Raw genomic sequence first — 16776 nt, 5'->3', positions numbered from 1 at the left:
GAAAAGAGTGATGAGATTGTTTAATTCACGGTGGGGACGCTTTGTAGCAGCAGGAACTATGGCAATTATGCTTGGTTCTGTTCTAAGCGGATGCACAGTCATAAGTGACCCCAAGGGTTTGATGAGAAAACCAATGATGTCCACCGATAAGGAGAAACTGTACAACGTGGTTCAGGTTAAACTGCCGCCAGAGAGTACATTGATTCGTCCCAAGGATATGAATAATACCAGCATGATTCGGGTGGAAGACCTGAATGGGGATGGAACTCGGGAAGCGATTGTTTTTTATGAGACACCAAATGAGAATGTGCGAATCCATGGCATGATTTTGGAAGAGCAGGGAGGCACATGGGTTAAAAAACTTACATTTGATGTGCCGGGAAATGAGTTGCAATCCTTTAAAGTATTGGATATTACGAATGACGGAAATCCGGATATTATTCTTGGTGTAAGCCTGCAGGAGCAGAAAGCCCTGACTGCATATTCCTACAAGGGCGGGGCACTGGAGCAGGTCTTGGGTGGAGTTCCGTATAATCAATATATCATTGATGATGCGCAGGGGAACACGCTGGATTTGAGCGGAGATGGTAAAAGTGATTTTGTTATCATTTCGCTGAACAACAGCGGTTTTGCAACGATTGCGTTATACCAGTACGAAGATGGCAGCTTCAAGGAAGTTGATCGGGTGCAGACCGATTATACCGTTAAAGAAGTTTATAATGCTCTGGGCGGAGAGATTGCCAAAGGACAGATGGGCATTGTACTGGATGCCGAGCTGGATGATCGGAGTTCCTTCTCGCAAATTATGTATGTTAAAGATAACAAGTTAGTCAATGCTTTCAAATCACCGGATCAAACGTATAGAGATGACAAAATTTTAAGCGGTGATGTTGATAATGATGGTATTATTGAGTTTGGGCTCAAAGAGACTCCAAAAGGTTGGGAGCATTACGTATTTGACTCTCGGTTGTGGTTTTACACCTATTATCAGTGGGATGGCAAAGATAGCAAGAAATTTGTCTCATTCCAATTCCGAGATGATGCTGATTTATTCCATCTAAATCTCAAGCCAGAGTGGTACGGTAAGATCACTATTGACACCAAATCGGAGAAGGAAAAATATATTCGATTTAAAATGATTGATACGGACGAAACCGTAGCAGAGATCAAATATTTCACCCTTTCCAAGTGGGAACAGGAGAAGGGTAAAAGCTGGAAGGAAATTACGCGTACCAAAGATCGGGTTATTGCTTCACGGGTAGCACAATCAGAGGCGGGTAAAGATGCACTGAGCAATACTTCTCAGCTGAATAGAAAGGGAGAACTTAATGAGTAAAGTACTTATTCTTGAGGATGAAGAATCCATCCGCAGTTTTATAGTGATTAATTTAAAGAGAAACGGATTCGAAGTGCTTGAAGCGGGTGACGGTCATGAAGCGCTTCGCATACTGCAGACAGTACCGGATATTGATCTGGCTCTGCTGGATGTTATGGTACCAGGTATTGATGGATTTGAGGTGTGTCGACGGATCCGTGAAACCAATGAACGTCTGGGCATCATCTTTTTGACCGCGAAAGTTCAGGAACAGGATAAAGTGTACGCACTCTCCGTTGGTGCAGATGATCACGTCAGCAAGCCTTTCAGCCCAACAGAGTTGATTGCACGTATTCAGTCTTTATTGCGTCGAGTGAACGTGCATCGGGAAACTGCGGCAAAGGTTACGTTCCAGTCCGGGCCATTCTCACTGGACCTGATCTCGAAGCAATTCAAAAAACAGAATGAAGCCATTGAGTTGACTCCAACGGAGTTTTCCTTGATTCAGTTTTTCCTGGAAAAAGAAAATACACCGCTCAGCCGCGATGTGTTGTTAGATCACGTATGGGGCAAAGAGTACATGGGTGATCCAAAAATTGTGGATGTCAACATTCGTCGTCTGCGTCAAAAAATTGAGAACAATCCTTCCGAGCCCGAATACCTGCAGACTGTATGGGGTCACGGGTACAAATGGAAGGGCCGGGAGCAATGATTAAAAAAGGCATTACACGGCAGATCGTACTACATTATTTCTTTGTAGTTTTTCTCGCTCTGCTGTTGGTCGAATTCGTATTTATGTTGGCAGTTCAAAGGTATTATTATGAGAGTATCTACAATACGATTAGTACCCACATTTCTAATTCAAAGGACTTTTTCGAGCCGATCGCTCGTGAGAATACTACGGAGGATGGCAATAATCTGTCTAGACTCCTTGTGAACTTGGCATTGTCCAATACTGAATTGGAAATTTTGGATCTGAACGGGCGCGTATTGGCGAGTTCGACTGCTTTTGAATCTGACCGTGCTGTGCTCCAAACCAGTGATATTATGCAGGCTCTGAATGGGGATATGGGACGCTGGATTGGAAGACAACCAGGTACTGGAGAATCCGTCATGGCCGTTTCACACAAGTTTGATCTGGGCGGCGAAAATACTTATGTTATTCGATATCTGACATCACTTGAAGATGTGAATTCAAAGCTGTTGAATATGGGACTACTCGCCGCTGCCGTCGGTGTTGGCGTGCTTGCTATAGTGTTGATCATCAGTATTGGTATGGCAAATTCCATTGTACGTCCAATTAACAACATCACCGCAGTATCTGCCCAAATGGCTAGAGGACGGCTGGATGTAAGGGTTAAGGGGAATTATAAGCACGAACTGGGCGAATTGGCATCAACACTTAACTTCATGGCACATGAGATTGTGCGGAGTAATCAGATCAAGGATGATTTTATCTCTTCGATCTCACATGAATTAAGAACACCTTTGACCAGTATTAAGGGCTGGAGTGAGACACTCGATTCAGGCGGTTATGATCCGGAAGAAACCCGTATCGGTATGGGTATTATCTCCAAGGAAACCGAACGACTGATTGGACTTGTTGAAGAGATGCTGGATTTCTCCAAATTGCAGCAGAATCAGATGAAGCTGGTCAAAGGAACCGTCAACATTCGTGAAATTGTACAGGAAACGATGTTGAATGTCTGGGCCAAAGCGGAACAAAAACAGGTCCATCTCAAGTTGGAAACGGACGAGACTCGTGCTTATAATGTCCATGGAGACGGTAACAGACTGAAACAAGTCTTCCTGAATGTTGTGGATAATGCGATCAAATTTTCACATGAGAATTCCTGGATCTTCTTGTCGGTCAAAGAGGAGAATGGTCAGATCATTGCAGCTGTTCAGGACACCGGTATCGGAATTAGTGAAGAACACCTAATCAAAGTACGGGACCGCTTCTTCCAGGTGAATCATCAAAATGGGGGAACGGGACTGGGTCTTGCGATTACGCAAGAACTGGTAGAACTGCATGAGGGAACGATCACGATGCAGAGTGAACTTGGATCTGGTACAACCGTTACGGTTACGTTACCGGCTGTGGCTGAGGAGATGGGTCCAGAAGAATCTGTAACCGCGTCTGGTGATGCTGAAGTCACAGATGAGCGAACAGCTAGTGATGCTAGCGATACAAAATCAGATCTAGAAAAGTCTTAAGGTTTCAAAAGATAAGAGATTTTTCTATCTGATGATCGAGCATGTACGCTTTATAATATCCATATCAACACCAAAAAAAGGCGAGCCATCTGAGGCTCGCCTTTTTCATCTTATGTTTACTTCATTATGAAGAAAGTTCACCAGCGCGCAGGCGCCCACTTTTCTCATATACTTCTTTCAACATACGAACAGGTTGCGTACGGACAGCCGGTTTGGCAGAGACGATCTCGTTAGGTCCAACGACCACAATTTCATCCGCCGTACCTTTAACGATTGCACCGTCCTTGATTATTGCACCTTCACCGATGATGGCACGTTCGATGTGAACCCCACGGCCTATGCGTGCGTTAGGCATAACGACACTGTCTTTAACTTCAGAGCCTTTACCCACTTCTGCGCCGCAGAAGATAACGGAACGTTCTGAACGACCTTCGATTGCACAAGAGTCGTGAATCATGGAAGTAACATGTTCGATCTTTGTATGTCTTGCTTTGTAAGCACTTGGTTTGGTGCGCCAGTCGCGAGTAAACATCGGCCAGTTTTCTTTTTGCAGACTCCAGTCTTCCTCGTTGTGTAACAGATCCATATGTGCATCCCATAGGCTCTTAACCGTACCTACGTCTTTCCAATAACCATTAAAGTTATAGACAAAGAGGGGATTATTTTCGTTCAACATTTGAGGAATAACATCTTTACCGAAGTCATGGCTGGATTCAGGGTTAGCCGCATCTTGCAAGAGATGGCGTTTCAGATAATCCCATTTGAACATGTAAATGCCCATTGAAGCCAGATTACTTTTTGGTTCAGCCGGTTTCTCGGCAAACTCGGTTACACGCAAATCAGCATCGGCAGCCATAATTCCAAAGCGATGTGCTTCATCCCATGGAACTTCCATAACTGAAATCGTTGCTGCGGCATTATTGGCTTGATGAGCCTCCAACATATCGCGATAATTCATATGATAAATATGGTCACCCGACAAAATTAGAACATTTTCGGGGTTTTGTTGGTCGATATAGTCGATATTTTTATAAATAGCATCCGCCGTTCCCAAGTATTCGTCATTTCCTGTATGATAAGATGGAAGCAAGGAGATTCCTGCCTCACTTGAGTTACCATGTCCCCATGGTTCTCCTCCACCGATGTGATCGTGTAAAGATTCCGCTTGGTACTGCGTCAATACTCCTACAGTATCGATCCCTGAGTTTACGCAGTTACTGAGAGGAAAATCGATGATCCGGTAGTGCCCGCCAAACGGTACAGCGGGTTTTGCGATACTCGAGGTTAAAGGGGCTAATCGCTTCCCTTCTCCTCCCGCCAACAGCATAGCGATGCAATCTTTATTAAACATAATCGTTTCCCTCCCAAAATATTGTGCATTGTAGTACATCATTAACGCAAAGTAGAGCAGATGAAACGATTGTTACTGTAAAAATTCTGAAAATGAACAACATTTTCTAATTCACCGCATTTTTCTTTTCAACTTGGCTAGAATGGGGTAATGGTTACTGTTATATCTATTTTCTTGAGAAGAAGGTGATCTCTTGGCCATTCAACCGTTAGCACACCCGGACATATTGCCGGAGCATATTTATTTATTTCATGAAGGTAACCTTCATCACAGTTATCGAATGTTGGGCGCGCAACCTGAGACTTGCGATGGCCTTCAGGGGTATCGCTTTACCGTGTGGGCACCAAACGCCTTAGAAGTAGGACTGGCTATGGACCGCAATGAATGGAAAGGCGAAAAGGAACCTTTATATAAGATACCCGAATCAGGATTTTGGAGTCGTTTTTTTCCGGAAATTAGCGAAGGAACTTTATACAAGTTCCGTATATTAACGGAAGATGGAACAGAATTGCTCAAAGCGGACCCATATGCGTTTCAAGCAGAGGTTCGACCTCAGACAGCCTCTGTCACCAGTTCAATCGAAGGGTACAAATGGAATGATGGAGCCTGGAGACGCAAACAACGTGCCATGTATAACAAACCTCTACATATTTACGAAATGCACATGGGAACCTGGAAGCGTAAAGAAGACGGAAGCCTCTATAGTTATCGCGAGATGGCTGATTTGCTTGTTCCTTACTTATTAGAAATGAAATATACACATGTTGAAATGATGCCCCTCAGTGAGCATCCATATGACCTTTCGTGGGGCTACCAAAACACAGGGTTTTATGCGCCAACCAGTCGTTATGGGCATCCAAAAGATCTGATGTATCTAGTGGATACACTACATCAGGCCGGGATTGGCGTATTGCTGGATTGGGTACCTGCACATTTTGCCAAAGACGCTCATGGGTTGCGTATGTTTGATGGTACGCCTTTGTATGAGTATGCAGATCCGATGTTAGCAGAGAAGCCGGGCTGGGGCACACTTAGCTTTGACTACTCGAAACCTGAGATTCGTTCATTTCTGATCTCCAATGCATTATATTGGATGGAGATGTATCATTTTGACGGACTCCGTGTTGATGCGGTTACGAGTATGCTACGGCTTGATTTTGAGAAGCAGCCAGGACAATATCGTACCAATGATGAAGGTGGTCTGGAGAACAAGGAAGCTGTAGCCTTTTTGCAGCAGCTGAATGAGACGGTGTTCAAGTATTTCCCTTATGCATTGATGATGGCTGAAGAATCCAGTGCATGGCCTATGGTAACTTTACCTGTAGATGAAGGTGGTCTGGGTTTCAACTACAAATGGAACATGGGCTGGATGAACGATACGCTTGATTACATGGAATCTGATTTTCATGAGCGTCCTTCCAAACATCATTTGCTGACTTTCCCGGTCGTATACTCCTTTGCTGAAAATTATGTGCTACCTCTGTCACATGACGAGGTTGTTCATGGCAAAAAGTCGCTCCTCGACAAGATGCCAGGAACCTATGAGCAGAAATTTGCCGGCATGCGTGCTTTTCTGGGCTATTTTATGACTTTCCCAGGGAAAAAGCTGTTGTTTATGGGTGGAGACTTTGGCCAGTTCATCGAATGGAAAGATGAGGATCAACTGGATTGGTTCTTGCTGGATTATGACAGTCACCGCAATTTGCATAAGTTTGAGCGTGAGCTGTCTAACCTGTACTTGAGTGAAAAAGCTTTGTGGGAGCTTGATCATTCCTTGGACGGTTATGAATGGATCACTCCGGACGATCAGGACCAGAGTGTCATTTCATACGTACGCAAAGGAAAAAAACCTGCGGATACACTCCTTGTGCTCATTAACTTTCAGCCGGTCAAGCGGGAGCGTTACCGGATTGGTGTCATGCGTCCCGGTATGTATACCGAAGTTCTGAACAGTGACCATTCCGTGTACGGCGGTTCAGGCATTACTAATGATATGCAACTGCCTACCGAAAAGATTCCTTTTCATGGGCATCCGCATAGTCTCGAATTGGTATTACCTCCGCTTAGCATCGTGATTCTAAAAAAGAACACACGTCGGAAAACGGATGAATCACCTGCGAGTATAACTTCCGTCAGTTCAAAAACGAAGAATAAAAAGGAAAGCAACACGCTCAAACCGAAGAGGAGGACAAAGGCATGAATATTCTATTTGCTGCTGCTGAAGTACATCCATTTATCAAAACAGGAGGCCTTGCTGACGTAATCGGTGCTCTCCCGTTTGCTTTGAAGAAGAGCGGGGCAGATGTGCGGGTGATTATGCCTAAGTACAAGGGTATTCCCGATGAGTATAAAGACGCGTTACAGCCCGTAATTACAACGGATGTGCCTCTTGGCTGGCGCAGACCCTATTGTGGGATAGAAATGCTTGTTCATGATGGGATTCCAGTATATTTTGTGGATAATGAGTATTATTTTGGGCGTGATGGAGTGTACGGTTATATGGATGATGGCGAACGTTTCGCCTTTTTCAACCGTGCAGTTCTCGAAGTGTTGCCACAGATTGAATTCAAGCCTGACGTGTTGCACAGTCATGACTGGCATGCAGGAATGATTCCTTTGGTGCTTGAAGCCCATTACAGACATGATTCATTCTACAGTGATATTCGTACGGTATTCACCATACATAACTTGTTGTACCAAGGGGTATTCCCGCATGAGTTATTCAGTGATATCCTTGAGCTGGACGATCGATATTTCACCGTGGATGGAGCCGAATATTACGGTAACGTCAATTTCTTGAAAGCAGGAATTGTGTACGCTGACCATGTGACAACCGTAAGCCCAACATACGCACAGGAAGTGCAAACGTCTTATTATGGATACGGCCTGGACGGACTGCTCAGTTCACTTGGAGATCGTTTCAGCGGGATTGTGAACGGGATTGATACCAAGAGTTACAACCCGGCAACGGACACCAAAATTCCAGTGAAATACAGAACAAGTCTGTCCAAGAAAACGGAGAACAAAATTGAACTGCAAAAGGAACTTGGATTGCCTGTTCGTCCTGATGTACCACTCATGGTGATGGTGACAAGACTCGTCGACTCTAAGGGGCTTGATCTGGTCTGCCGTATCCTTGATGAATTGCTGTACTATGATGACATTCAATTCGCGGTATTGGGAACAGGAGAGCCTATGTATGAACACTGGTTCCGTGAAGCCGCGAATCGTTATCCGCTCAAAATGTCTGCACAGATCACGTTTAACGATGGGTTATCCCGCCGTTTCTATGCAGGCAGTGATATCTTCCTGATGCCATCGAGGTTCGAACCATGTGGTATTAGTCAGCTACTGGCTCTGCGGTACGGGAGTGTGCCTCTCGTAAGGGAAACAGGCGGTCTGAACGACACTGTGCAGGCATACAATGAGTTTACTGGAGAAGGTAATGGTTTCTCATTCACAAGCTTTAACGCTCATGACATGATGAGTACCATTCGGCGTGCTGAGGAGATCTACAAACAGCCAGAACATTGGAAGAAAATTGTGAAAAATGCAATGGGCGGAGAATACAGTTGGAACGTCTCAGCTGAAGAATATATGGACATTTATCGTCGGATCACACTTGACCCTGTAAACTGATGCAATCATGAATAAGTCACAGCATATCATGCTGTGGCTTTTTTTAATCAAATAAAGAAAAACACTTCCAAAAGTTCAGAATGAAGTATCATCTGAGACGGTGGAAGTGTTTTTCTTTTCTTTTATATGACTGTTTAGAATTTAAACCTCAGTTGTGTTGGATAGTTGCCGGATCAAGCTGTCTGTACAAAATGCGATACCCATAGGGGTCAAGCTTAATGTTCATCATTCCATCGGCTGGAAACACAGGCTCTTCAGTTAATGCATCTTTCCAGTCTTTTGTTTCCATGGGATGAGAAAGCGTTCGATCTTGAGGTGTATTGTTCATCCATACGGTAAAGTGAAGGTTGTCATCCACACGCTCGTACACGATACAGGGATCATTGTGATCCGCCTTGAGGAATCGGAAGCGTCCTTTGCGCAGGGCTTCATTGCTTTTGCGTAAATCAATCATCAGACGATAGAAATCATACAGTTCTCTGTCTTGCTTGGCAGGGTCCCATTCCATACATTTTCGACAATCCGGGTCAGCATCACCACTAATCCCAACTTCGTCGCCGTAGAAGATACAAGGTGTACCGATATAGGTGAAAAGAAATACAACCGACAACTTTAATCGGCGTTTGTCTTCTCCTAACCGGGTGAGCAGGCGAGGAGTATCATGGCTGCACAGCATATTAAAGATCACTTCGTTGGTTTGCTGCGGATAGCGCATAATAAGTGAACCCATCTCGTTGGCAAAGTTATAACCGTCCATTGAACCACAGAAGAACTGAAGCACTTTGTCGGCAAATGGATAATTCATGACGGAATCGAATTGATCTCCCATAAGCCAGGTCAAGGAGTCGCTCCATACTTCACCAACAATATAGGCTTCAGGGTTCGCTGCCTTAACAACCTTGCGAAAATCACGCCAGAAATGGTTGTCCACCTCATTTGCTACATCCAGACGCCACCCATCCAGCTTAATTTCCTTGATCCAGTACTCAGCTACATCAAGTAGATATGCCTTAACCTCAGGGTTGGCTGTATTGAACTTGGGCATGTTGCCATAGAAACCAAATGTATCGTAGGTTGGTATACCGTCCTTGATCTGAACCGGATACTCATTGATGTGGAACCAATCGGCATACTTAGAGTTTTTTCCATTCTGGAGAACGTTTTGAAAAGGAGGGAAGTCTTCGCTGCAATGGTTAAACACCGCGTCAAGCATGACACGTATACCCAGGCGATGACATTCTTCTGTCAATTGTTTAAGCAGGGCATTATCACCGAAATGGGGGTCGACTTTTTTATAATCAATCGTGTCGTATTTGTGATAGGAATTGGCCTGGAATAACGGGGTAAAGTAAATGGCGTTCACTCCAAGTTCAGTTAAGTCATACAGATGATCCAGCACACCTTGCAAATCTCCACCAAAATAATTGTCCAACTCAGGTTTGCCACCCCAGTCATGGGTTTCTTTTGGATTCAGCTTGGGATCTCCATTAGCAAACCGTTCCGTCATGATCTGATAAAAGACGGCTTCTTTGGCCCACTCGGGCACCTTAAACACATCAATTTCATGTATATACGAGAACTCATAATATCCTCCCGTTGGATAGGGGGTCTCATAATGAATTCCATTATCCGCTAGAAAAACATCTTCTGAACCCGCAGTTATCCGAAATATATAAGTGAGACGTTTGAATTGTGGCTTGACGGCAGCCTCCCAATAATCAAACATATTGTCTGAAGCAGCCTTCTCCAATTGAATTTCCTTGTACGTTCCATTCCAATCGTACTTATCTCCGGTCAGTGCAGTCACGTATTGCACATCATTACGTTTGGTTCGTACGCGCAGATGTATGGTAGACGAATTATAGGCATAAGCCCATTTGTCACGAGGAACATGATACATGGCTTCGAGCAGCATGACAGCACCTCCTGAATATAGGATAAGTTATAGAGGTTGTTCAAAAGACCGCTTCATCCCATCTTCTCGGTACTGAAAACCGGTCTTTTGAACACGCACTTATAGTTATAATTAACCAAGTTAGTCAGCAAACGAATCACATTTACTGTAATAAAATGTATTATTTTCATCGTTTTCAAAGGTTTCTTTCACAGCATTTCCAGCTTTGTGCTGAATATACTTACAGCTAATTTAGAAAAAAGGGTGCCCTAAACAGCTTGGAATTCAAGATTGTTCAGGGCACCCCTATATAACATGTTGAAAGTGAATTTTAGCGAATAGCTTGCTCGAACTCCGTGCGGATGGTTTGAAGCAGCTCTGGCTGGCTCAGTACGTCATAGGCTGTTGTTGCAAGTGCCTTGGCTCCCAGAATCATGCCATCCAGCGCACGCTCCTGAAGTGCAAGGTCACGGAAGGCTATGGAGTGCAGTGTATGCACCTCGTCTACAACACGAATGTAGGGATGAATTGCAGGACATTTCAGGGAAACGTTACCGATGTCCATAGAGCCGTGATCATTACCACTCACAATCTCTTCTTGCGGGATCCCAAGTTCCATCAGATTTTGACTAAACGCAGCTGAGAATGCTTCATTGGTAACCATCTCGTCATAGGACGTTTCATAGTTGGATGTCACCAGCTTGCATCCTGTCTGGAGAGCAGAACCTTCAGCGATCTGAATCACACGTTCTGTGAGGATATTCAGTTCTTTACGAGTTGCTGCCCGTACATAAAATTGCGCAGAAGCATAGTCAGGAATGATATTTGCTGCCTGACCTCCGTTGTTGATCACACCATGAATCCGAACGGTGCTTTTCACTTGTTGACGGAATGCATTAATCCCGTTGAACGTTTGAATGACAGCATCAAGTGCATTAATACCTTCGTGCGGACTTGCAGCGGCATGTGAAGATCGGCCATGGAATTCAAATTGCACAGCATCAATAGCCAGCGAGCTGCCTGACTTTTCGTAGGCATAATATGGATGCGCCATGAGAGCGACGTCACAGTCATCGAACAAACCTGCTTCCGCCATCGGTACTTTGGCACCACGTGTCTCTTCAGCGGGGGTGCCAAACACTTTAATCGTTCCACCTACTTCATCCAGAATGGATTTCAGCCCAACTGCAGCTCCAAGACTCATCATACAGATCAGATGGTGACCACAAGCGTGACCGATCTCCGGCAACGCGTCATATTCACACAATAACGCAATGGTAGGGCCGGGTTTAGCGGCTGAATAGGTTCCAATAAAAGCTGTGTCTAGTCCAAGGATAGGAGCCTCTACAGTGAACCCGTGATAGACAAGTTCTTCTTTTAGACGAGCAGAAGCAAGGAACTCTTCATTTCCCAGTTCGGGGTTGGCACCGATATATGATGAAATGGCTTTAAAACGGGAAGCATATTGATCAATAACCGTCAGAATTTGTGATTTGTTAGCTGTCATTAGTAAACTCCTTATGCAAAAATGAAAATAATTCATTGATTATATCATGTTTGCTTTATTTTTTCAGAAACAAGTCAAGATTTGTATTGTCAAAATGCATTGCATAATCATGCATTGTACTTTATAATGACTCAGTCATCAACATGAGAAGCATACAAAGTATTGTAAGGGGAGAGAAAAAGGTTGAAATTAATAAGTCGTTACACCATGATGCTGTTGACCTTTGTTATTCTGCTGACGACTGCCGTTCCTGTGGCACTTGCAAGTGGAACTACAGATAATTCAAACAGTAAAAAGCTGGTGCTCGGTACAAGTGCCGATTTTGCACCATACGAATTCCATAAAGTGATTAATGGCAAAGATGAAATCGTCGGCTTCGATATTGAGATCGCCAAAGAGATTGCCAAAGATCTTGGCGCTGAGCTTGTGATTGAGGATATGGGCTTCGACGGTCTCCTGCCTTCATTGCAGAGCGGGCGTGTTGATCTGGTGATTTCAGGTATGACGCCGACGGATGAGCGGAAGAAAAGTATCGATTTTTCCGACACCTATTATAAATCAAAACAAGTGATTATGGTTCGCAATGTGGATAAAGACAAATATCCAACTATGGCAGAACTTGAAAATGCGAAGATTGGCGTTCAGAAAGGCTCCATTCAGGAAACGATCGGACAGAGTATTCCAGGAGCGAAGCTTACTGCGCTGGATAAAATCTCGGATATCGTGCTTCAACTGCAAACAAAACGCATTGATGCGGCAATCGTTGAAGATACCGTTGCTGCAGGTTATCTGGACGATATCATTGGACTTGCTGCTGCTGTTCCGGACGAAGAGCAAGCAGAAGCGGCAATCGGGATTCGTAAAGGTAATACCGAGCTGCTAGCTGCAGTAAATGGAACACTGGAGCGACTGAAAAGCGAAGATAAAATCAATCAGATGGTGACGGACGCCAGCCTCTTGATGGCGGATAAAGCGAACAAATCACAAAATATTTTCCAAGTATTCTGGGAGTACAAAAGTTTCTATGCTACAGGTGTAGGATACACACTTCTGTTGTCTGCACTTGGGGTTATCTTCGGGGTAATTATTGGATTGATCATCTGTTTGTTCCGTTTGCATGACGTTGCAATCTTGCGCTGGATTGGTACGGCTTACGTTGAAGTGATCCGTGGCACACCGATGTTGGTACAGTTGATGATTATTTACTATGGTTTTTCCCTGAGCTTTGGCATTAACTTCACTGCACTTCAGGCAGGTATCATTACACTTTCAATCAATAGTGGTGCCTATCTGGCGGAGATTTTCCGTGCAGGTGTCCAAGGTGTGGATCGTGGTCAGTTGGAGGCAGCGCGTTCATTAGGTATGGGAAGAGGCGCCGCGATGCGTTATATCATATTGCCACAAGCCTTCAAAGCTGTATTACCAGCGATCGGTAATGAATTCATAACTATCATCAAAGAATCCTCCATTATCTCCGTTATCGGTATGGTGGACATTATGTATCAGGCTAGCGTGGTCAAGAACATTACGTTCCAAGGGTTGAGTCCGTTTCTAATTGCAGCAGCCATCTACTTTGTAATGACGTTCATTTTGTCCAAGCTGCTGGGACGACTGGAAAGGAAGTTGAGTGCAAGTGATAGACGTTAGACAATTACACAAATCTTATGGAAATAACGATGTGCTTAGGGGCATAAACGTGACGATTGGCAAAGGTGAGGTTGTCGTGGTCATCGGTCCTTCCGGTTCAGGTAAAAGTACTTTCTTGCGTTGTCTGAATCTGCTGGAACAGCCTACCTCAGGAGAGATTGATTTTGAAGGCGTGTCAATCACGGACCCCAAGCATAACATTAACGCAACTCGTGAGAAAATGGGCATGGTGTTCCAGCACTTCAACCTGTTCCCACACAAAACGGTACAGCAAAACATCACGATTGCTCCGATTAAAGTGAAGAAACAATCCACTCAGGAAGCGGAGAAAATTGCCTCTGATCTGCTTAACACCGTGGGTTTGTACGATAAAAAAGATACATTCCCGAATCAGCTGTCTGGTGGACAGAAACAGCGGATCGCCATTGCTAGAGCATTGGCCATGCAGCCGCATGTGATGCTGTTTGACGAGCCTACGTCGGCACTGGACCCTGAGATGGTCGGTGAAGTGCTGGATGTCATGAAACGTCTTGCAGAAGGCGGAATGACGATGGTCATCGTAACACATGAGATGGGTTTTGCACGTGAAGTGGGAGACCGAATCCTGTTCATGGATGGCGGGGTTATTGTGGAAGAGGGAACACCTGATGAGGTGTTTGGAGCACCCAAAAATTCACGTACACGTGATTTTCTTGCGAAAGTACTCTAAACGATGTGATCAAATAGCGTTACTGACTTCGAGTCGGTAACGCTATTTTTTTATGGATAATAATCACGTGTGGATTCGGAAAAGTAACTTTTCTGTTACCAAATATAAAGAAGTCGGTTCGCCAACTTTTCTGAATTATCCAGTATTCTTACAGTTGATGACATGCTAAAAACCATTTGGTAAGAATTACTACAAGTTCAGGTTACAAAATTGTGATATATTGAACTCTGCCGAAACTTCCGGACAGGGAGTGTGGGGGATGTAACGATGCAGATTGTGCAGGGGGAAGATCTACAGCACACTGCTTGGGGTGAATTGGGTACATAACGTTTCAAATGTAACGAATAACCTATAGGGTGGGCTCCTCATCCGAATCCGACAACTAACTTCGCAGGCACAATGAGGGAGGAAGACCATGATTAACAAGAAACGTATAGCCAAAACAGCAGTAGCATTAATGACAACAGCAATGCTCATTCAAGCCGTTCCGGCTCACGCCGATTCAGTTCATGTGGCCAAAGAAGGGGATACCTTCTACACCTTATCAAAACAATATGGAGTAGCACTCAACACGTTGGTTAAAGCAAACAACGACATTTCGGCTTACAACATTTATGGTGGTTTGAAAATTACGATTCCCGGTAAGGCAAACAATGTTGCAGCCGCTGCGGCAACGGAGAGCAAGACCCCAGCCAAAACAGTTACCACAGCAAGTTTGGACGTTAACGCAGATAACAAAGTGGTTCAAGCCTGGGGTAAAACATTCGATTACAGCAAAGCCGTTAACGTGAAAGCAACGGCATACTCTGCAGATCCGTCTGAAAATGGAGGATGGGGTGCAGTCGATTATTTCGGAAATGACCTTGAACTGGGCACGATTGCAGTTGATCCAAGTGTAATTCCACTCGGAACCAAAGTACTGGTAACTGGTCATAGCCATCCAGGATTGCCAAAACAGGCTTTTGTAGCCACAGCGCGGGATGTGGGTGGTGCAATCAAAGGTCACCGGATTGATATCTTTATCCCCGGTAGCAAACAGTCTGTAAGCTCATTTGGATTTCAGGATATCGAGCTGTACATTCTGAAGTAGAGAGAAAATAACATTTTAAATGAATTCAAACAGGGTGTCTGCCAGTCGCTAATTCGCGATTGAACAGCACCCTTTTAATATTCTAATTTATTTTCTATCACGTTCATCTTAATCTTTGGCCTTTGGCAATCCCAACATTTCGTCCAAGGTGACCAGTTCATATCCCCGATTACGCAATTCCTCAATGATTTCAGGCAAAGCCTCAATCGTGCCGTTCAGGTTTGATCCTACACCGCCTCCAGCATGTTGCAGAACGATGGAGCCAGGTTTCACGGCAGAGAGGATGTTATCTTTCACCTGTTCCTTTGAAAGGCCTTTCCAGTCCAGGGAGTCTACGTTCCAGTTCACAATGCTATAGTGTTGTTTGGCAGCCCATCTCAGCTGTTCTTCATTAATGTCTCCATAAGGCGGCCGAATCATCTTGGGCGTATATCCTGCCAAACGTCGAATAATATCCCCGGTATGTAAAATTTGTTTGCGAAAGGCATTCATCGACAGCTTACTGAATTCAGGATGATTGTAGCTGTGATTACCAACCATATGCCCTTCCTTAACGATGCGTTTCACCAGATCCGGATGTTTCTCAGCACGACTACCCACGATAAAGAATGTAGCTCTGACATTGTATTTCTTCAATACATCCAGCACTTGTGGAGTAAATCGTGGATCAGGTACATCATCAAAAGTCAGTGCAACCTTCTTGGTTGAAGGACCATTGGTTTTGAACGTATCGGCATATTTTTGACGTAATTGTCCCAATGTCAGTTGTTCTTCTTCCGCAGAATCCGAACCTGATACGGATTCACTTGGCGGGCTTGAAACATCCCGCGATGAAACTGGAGCATGATATCCTCCGAGAAAAATAACGATAACCATTAGCATAATGAGGCGTACGCGCATAATAACGGCCTCCTTTTCCAAAATGACGTTCTCCTTGGTATGCCCGGGAGCTCCATAAAATATGCGCAGTGTGAGAAGTTTCATTGCCGATTTAGCTCATGACAGCCATAATTCCTCCATATATAACATATAGAAAAGGATAGGTGGATGGGTATGAGTACATATGATTTGAAATCCATACGTTTACAGGTGATTGAAGCAGGAGAAGATAAGGTTTTTCTCGTTACCGGAGGAAAGGCACATATTGGCGCAGTAGCCACGTTCTACGTGGATCATGAGCGCGTAAGCGGGATGACAGTACATATTCCTGGGCATAAAGAACAAGAGCTGTGTGAGCGGCTTGCCCGAAAGGCTGCCTTGCAGCTGAAAGTAACCGTTACGGTGATCATGGGTATCCATTTTGATTCCATCACGCGGATGCAGATCGACGAAATCGTGCAGACTGCAGAGAGGTTGATGGAGGATCATCTGAACAAAGATAAACGATTTTCCTGACATAAGAACCAT

Annotated in this window: 13 protein-coding genes and 1 riboswitch; of the genes, 9 read left to right on the top strand and 4 right to left on the bottom strand. The window is 44.5% G+C overall.

Going from position 1 to position 16776, the window contains the following annotated elements; all coding sequences use genetic code 11:
- The first annotated feature begins 10 nt into the window (after positions 1 to 10).
- The 3 genes from NST38_RS17630 to NST38_RS17620 are packed head-to-tail and all read left to right on the top strand — an operon-like array spanning position 11 to position 3532.
- Positions 11 to 1336, top strand: a complete 1326-nt coding sequence (locus NST38_RS17630; protein ID WP_124115250.1) for a hypothetical protein — start codon at positions 11 to 13, stop codon at positions 1334 to 1336.
- Positions 1329 to 2027 (top strand): response regulator transcription factor, encoded by a 699-nt coding sequence (locus tag NST38_RS17625; RefSeq protein ID WP_017688086.1) that lies wholly within the window; start codon positions 1329 to 1331, stop codon positions 2025 to 2027. Before NST38_RS17630 ends, NST38_RS17625 begins: the two co-directional genes overlap by 8 nt.
- Positions 2024 to 3532: a sensor histidine kinase gene (locus NST38_RS17620; RefSeq protein ID WP_036673821.1), complete on the top strand. Its 1509-nt coding sequence runs from the start codon at positions 2024 to 2026 to the stop codon at positions 3530 to 3532. Before NST38_RS17625 ends, NST38_RS17620 begins: the two co-directional genes overlap by 4 nt.
- Positions 3533 to 3656: 124 nt before the next feature.
- Here the strand turns inward: NST38_RS17620 and NST38_RS17615 are convergent, their stop codons facing one another.
- Complete coding sequence (locus tag NST38_RS17615; RefSeq protein ID WP_076250250.1) at positions 3657 to 4883, bottom strand: glucose-1-phosphate adenylyltransferase; 1227 nt, start codon at positions 4881 to 4883, stop codon at positions 3657 to 3659.
- Positions 4884 to 5076: 193 nt separating this feature from the next.
- On the opposite strand from NST38_RS17615, the gene glgB reads away from it, so the two are divergent.
- Positions 5077 to 7083, top strand: coding sequence for a 1,4-alpha-glucan branching protein GlgB (gene glgB, locus NST38_RS17610; protein ID WP_076250252.1), 2007 nt, complete (start codon positions 5077 to 5079; stop codon positions 7081 to 7083).
- Positions 7080 to 8522 carry a glycogen synthase GlgA gene (glgA, locus tag NST38_RS17605; protein WP_076250254.1) on the top strand — a complete coding sequence of 481 codons (1443 nt, stop codon included), beginning with the start codon at positions 7080 to 7082 and terminating at the stop codon, positions 8520 to 8522. The genes glgB and glgA overlap by 4 nt, the downstream gene beginning before the upstream one ends.
- A 148-nt stretch (positions 8523 to 8670) precedes the next feature.
- On the opposite strand, the gene NST38_RS17600 is transcribed toward glgA, so the two are convergent.
- Both NST38_RS17600 and NST38_RS17595 read right to left on the bottom strand, forming a co-directional pair.
- The gene (locus NST38_RS17600) at positions 8671 to 10437 is read right to left on the bottom strand and encodes an alpha-glycosidase (RefSeq protein WP_076250256.1); all 1767 of its coding nucleotides are present in this window, start codon (positions 10435 to 10437) and stop codon (positions 8671 to 8673) included.
- A gap of 310 nt (positions 10438 to 10747) precedes the next feature.
- Positions 10748 to 11923 carry a M20 family metallopeptidase gene (locus tag NST38_RS17595; RefSeq protein ID WP_076250259.1) on the bottom strand — a complete coding sequence of 392 codons (1176 nt, stop codon included), beginning with the start codon at positions 11921 to 11923 and terminating at the stop codon, positions 10748 to 10750.
- Positions 11924 to 12106: 183 nt separating this feature from the next.
- On the opposite strand from NST38_RS17595, the gene NST38_RS17590 reads away from it, so the two are divergent.
- From NST38_RS17590 to NST38_RS17580, 3 genes are all read left to right on the top strand, one after another.
- On the top strand, positions 12107 to 13570 hold the full coding sequence (locus NST38_RS17590; protein ID WP_083684339.1) for an ABC transporter substrate-binding protein/permease: 1464 nt from the start codon (positions 12107 to 12109) through the stop codon (positions 13568 to 13570).
- A complete protein-coding gene (locus NST38_RS17585) occupies positions 13557 to 14279 on the top strand; it encodes an amino acid ABC transporter ATP-binding protein (protein WP_076250260.1) in 723 nt (240 codons plus the stop codon). Before NST38_RS17590 ends, NST38_RS17585 begins: the two co-directional genes overlap by 14 nt.
- A 218-nt stretch (positions 14280 to 14497) precedes the next feature.
- A riboswitch (cyclic di-AMP (ydaO/yuaA leader) is annotated at positions 14498 to 14692 on the top strand.
- A gap of 2 nt (positions 14693 to 14694) precedes the next feature.
- Complete coding sequence (locus NST38_RS17580) at positions 14695 to 15369, top strand: 3D domain-containing protein (protein ID WP_076250262.1); 675 nt, start codon at positions 14695 to 14697, stop codon at positions 15367 to 15369.
- Positions 15370 to 15477: 108 nt separating this feature from the next.
- Here NST38_RS17580 and NST38_RS17575 read toward each other — a convergent pair whose 3' ends face one another.
- On the bottom strand, positions 15478 to 16269 hold the full coding sequence (locus NST38_RS17575) for a polysaccharide deacetylase family protein (RefSeq protein ID WP_076250626.1): 792 nt from the start codon (positions 16267 to 16269) through the stop codon (positions 15478 to 15480).
- A gap of 153 nt (positions 16270 to 16422) precedes the next feature.
- Here NST38_RS17575 and lpdD point away from each other — a divergent pair, with 153 nt between their 5' ends.
- Positions 16423 to 16764 carry a prenylated flavin chaperone LpdD gene (gene lpdD / locus NST38_RS17570; RefSeq protein ID WP_076250264.1) on the top strand — a complete coding sequence of 114 codons (342 nt, stop codon included), beginning with the start codon at positions 16423 to 16425 and terminating at the stop codon, positions 16762 to 16764.
- The last annotated feature ends 12 nt before the right edge of the window (positions 16765 to 16776 follow it).

This window comes from Paenibacillus sp. FSL H8-0104 (genome assembly GCF_038050215.1).
In the GTDB taxonomy this organism is placed as follows: Bacteria; Bacillota; Bacilli; order Paenibacillales; family Paenibacillaceae; genus Paenibacillus; species Paenibacillus amylolyticus.
The sequence above is the reverse complement of the archived record's forward strand: the minus strand, read 5'-3'. Positions and strand labels throughout refer to the sequence as shown.

Coding starts and splice junctions, on each gene's coding strand:
- NST38_RS17630 (WP_124115250.1), top strand. CDS start 11: ATGAGATTGTTTAATTCACGGTGGGGACGCTTTGTAGCAGCAGGAACT.
- NST38_RS17625 (WP_017688086.1), top strand. CDS start 1,329: ATGAGTAAAGTACTTATTCTTGAGGATGAAGAATCCATCCGCAGTTTT.
- NST38_RS17620 (WP_036673821.1), top strand. CDS start 2,024: ATGATTAAAAAAGGCATTACACGGCAGATCGTACTACATTATTTCTTT.
- NST38_RS17615 (WP_076250250.1), bottom strand. CDS start 4,883: ATGTTTAATAAAGATTGCATCGCTATGCTGTTGGCGGGAGGAGAAGGG.
- glgA (WP_076250254.1), top strand. CDS start 7,080: ATGAATATTCTATTTGCTGCTGCTGAAGTACATCCATTTATCAAAACA.
- NST38_RS17600 (WP_076250256.1), bottom strand. CDS start 10,437: ATGCTGCTCGAAGCCATGTATCATGTTCCTCGTGACAAATGGGCTTAT.
- NST38_RS17595 (WP_076250259.1), bottom strand. CDS start 11,923: ATGACAGCTAACAAATCACAAATTCTGACGGTTATTGATCAATATGCT.
- NST38_RS17580 (WP_076250262.1), top strand. CDS start 14,695: ATGATTAACAAGAAACGTATAGCCAAAACAGCAGTAGCATTAATGACA.
- NST38_RS17575 (WP_076250626.1), bottom strand. CDS start 16,269: ATGCGCGTACGCCTCATTATGCTAATGGTTATCGTTATTTTTCTCGGA.
- lpdD (WP_076250264.1), top strand. CDS start 16,423: ATGAGTACATATGATTTGAAATCCATACGTTTACAGGTGATTGAAGCA.